1 protein-coding gene is annotated in these 2,878 nt (G+C 68.3%); it reads left to right on the top strand.

Translation table 11 applies throughout. From position 1 onward, the window contains the following. Positions 1 to 224 precede the first annotated feature (224 nt). Positions 225 to 2,878, top strand: a 2,654-nt coding sequence (locus tag AB0K08_RS16930) for an ExeM/NucH family extracellular endonuclease (RefSeq protein ID WP_363356494.1), incomplete at its 3' end; no start/stop codon positions are given.

Here is a 2,878-nt window from a genome sequence, read left to right on the forward strand (position 1 = left end):
GACGGCTCCTACCAGCCCGACCGGCACATCACCCGCGCCGAGGTCGCCACCATCCTCTACCGCTACGAGACCATGATCGCCAACGAAGGCTGACACCCCCAGAGAACAGCTGGAGGCCGATGGGTCACCCATCGGTCTCCAGCTGTCTCACCACGCCATCAACACGTCACCCTGTCATCCACGCTCACAATCACTCGCACTCACTCACACCGAAAGAAGTCACCATGAAGTTCGCTTCACGCCTGACCGCAGCCGGCGCCTCCCTGGCGCTGCTGTCCGCCAGCCTCGTGGTCCCGGCCCAGGCGGCCGACGCCGCACCCGCCGGCGACGCCGTCGTCATCAGCGAGGCCTACACCAACGGCGGTTCCGCCAACGCCCCCTTCACCCACAAGTTCGTGGAGCTCTACAACCCGACGGATGAGGACATCAACCTGGACGGTTGGTCCATCCAGTACCGCTCGGCCGGCGGCACCGGCGAGCCGAGCGGGGTCATCGAACTCTCCGGTTCCATCCCCGCCGGCGGCTACTACCTGGTCCAGGCCAGCAGCAACGCGGACAACGGCGAGGCCCTGCCCACCGCCGACGCGACCGGCGGCGTCTCCTTCTCCGGCACCAACGGGACGATCGTCCTGGCCGACCAGGCCGAGAAGGTCTCCCTCCCGGTCGGTTCCGTGACCGCGGCAGACGAGGTGGCCGGCGTCGTCGATCTGCTCGGTTACGGCACCTCCAACACCTTCGAGACCGCCGCCGCCAGCGGCCCCACGGCGAACAACGATCCCAAGTCCATGACCCGCACGGAGGGCGCGGACACGGATGACAACTCCGCGGACTTCACCGCCACCGAGACGGTCACCCCCACCAACGCCGCCGGCGAGACCGGCACCGTGCCGGAACCGGAGCCGGAACCCGAGCCGGAGGTCCCCACCGAGCTCACCCCGATCGCCGAGATCCAGGGCACCGGATCCGCCTCCGAGATGGTCGGTGAGAACGTCATGACCCGCGGCGTGGTCACCGCCGTCTACTCGACCGGCGGCTTCAACGGCTACTACCTGCAGACCGCCGGTTCCGGCGGCGAGGTGGACGCCACCCCGGGGGCCTCGGACGCGATCTTCATCTACTCCGCGGACACCGTGGGCGAGGTGGCGCTCGGCGACCACGTCCAGGTGATCGGCGAGGTCTCCGAGTACAACGGCGGAACCCAGCTGACAGTCCGCGCCGGAGGCGTGGAGCAGCTCGAGGAACCGGCCGAGGCGGTCAAGCCCACGACGCTGGAGTTCCCCGCCGACGAGGAGTCCAAGGAGGCCCACGAGGGCATGCTGATCGACCCTTCGGGGATGGAGTGGACGATCACCGACAACTATGACGTGAACGCCTACGGTTCCCTGGGCCTGGCCCCGGGCACCTCCCCGCTGCCGAACCCGACCTCGGTGGCCGCTCCCGGCGCCGCCGCGCAGGCCGTGATGGCCCAGAATGCGGAGCAGCTGATCGTGCTCGACGACGGCGCCTCCACCAACTTCATGCGCGCCCCCGGCAACCAGAACAAGCTGCCGTACCTGAACCTCGACGACCCGGTGCGGGTGGGCTCCGCCGTGAACTTCACCGACCCGGTCATCCTGGACTACCGCTACGAGGCCTGGAACTTCCAGCCAACCCAGCACCTCACCCACGAGAACGCCGAGGAGGTCCAGCCGGCCACCTTCGAGAACACCCGCGCCGCGGAGGCCACCCCGGAGGACGTGGGCGGCAACGTGCAGCTGGCCTCCTTCAACGTGCTGAACTACTTCACCACCCTGGGCGATGAGTTCGAGGACTGCGACGCCTACGAGGACCACGAGGGCAACCCGATCGCCACCGACTTCTGCGACCCGCGGGGCGCCTACAACCAGGAGAACTTCCTGCGCCAGCAGGAGAAGATCGTCGCCGCCATCAACGGCCTCGACGCCTCCGTGGTGGCCCTCGAGGAGATCGAGAACGGCGCCGAGTTCGGCAACGACCGGGACGAGGCACTCGCCGCCCTGGTGACGGCCCTGAACGATGACGCCGGCGCCGGGACCTGGGCCTACGCCGCCTCGCCTGCCGAGATCCCCGCCGACGAGGACGTCATCCGCAACGCCTTCATCTACCAGCCGTCCGCCGTGGAGACCGTGGGCGAATCCACCATCCTGACCGACTCGGATGCCTTCTCCAACGCCCGCGAGCCGTTGGCCCAGACCTTCCGCGCCCTCGGCGAGGACGGCGGGATCGAGGGCACCGAGTTCGTGGCCATCACCAACCACTTCAAGTCCAAGGGCTCCGGCTCCGGTGCCGGCAACGAGGATTCCGGTGACGGCCAGGGCAGCTCCAATGCGGACCGCGTGGCCCAGGCCGAGGCCCTCGTGGGCTTCGCCGAGGAGCTGAAGACCTCCGAGGGCACGGACCAGGTGTTCCTCATGGGTGACTTCAACGCCTACGAGAAGGAGGACCCGATCGCCGTACTCGAGGGCGCCGGCTACATCAGCCAGGGGGCCAAGTCCGAGGGCGAGTACTCCTACACCTTCGACGCCGGAGTCGGCTCCCTGGACGGGATCTTCGCCTCCGCCGCCGCGGACGAGACCGTCACCGGCACGGACATCTGGATGATCAACGCCAACGAGTCCGTGGCATTGGAGTACTCCCGGTACAACTACACCCCGGAGCAGCTCTACACCGCGGACCAGTGGCGTTCCTCGGACCACAACCCCATCCTGGTGGGGGTCCAGCTGGACGGCGACACCGATCCCGTGGACCCGGAGGAACCGGTGGTCCCGGAGAACTTCACGGACAACCAGCCCGGTTCGAAGCACTTCGCCCCGGTCCGCTGGCTGCAGCTGGAGGGCCTGACCAACGGATACTCCGATGG

The organism is Citricoccus sp. NPDC055426 (assembly GCF_040677445.1).
Lineage (GTDB): Bacteria > Actinomycetota > Actinomycetes > Actinomycetales > Micrococcaceae > Citricoccus.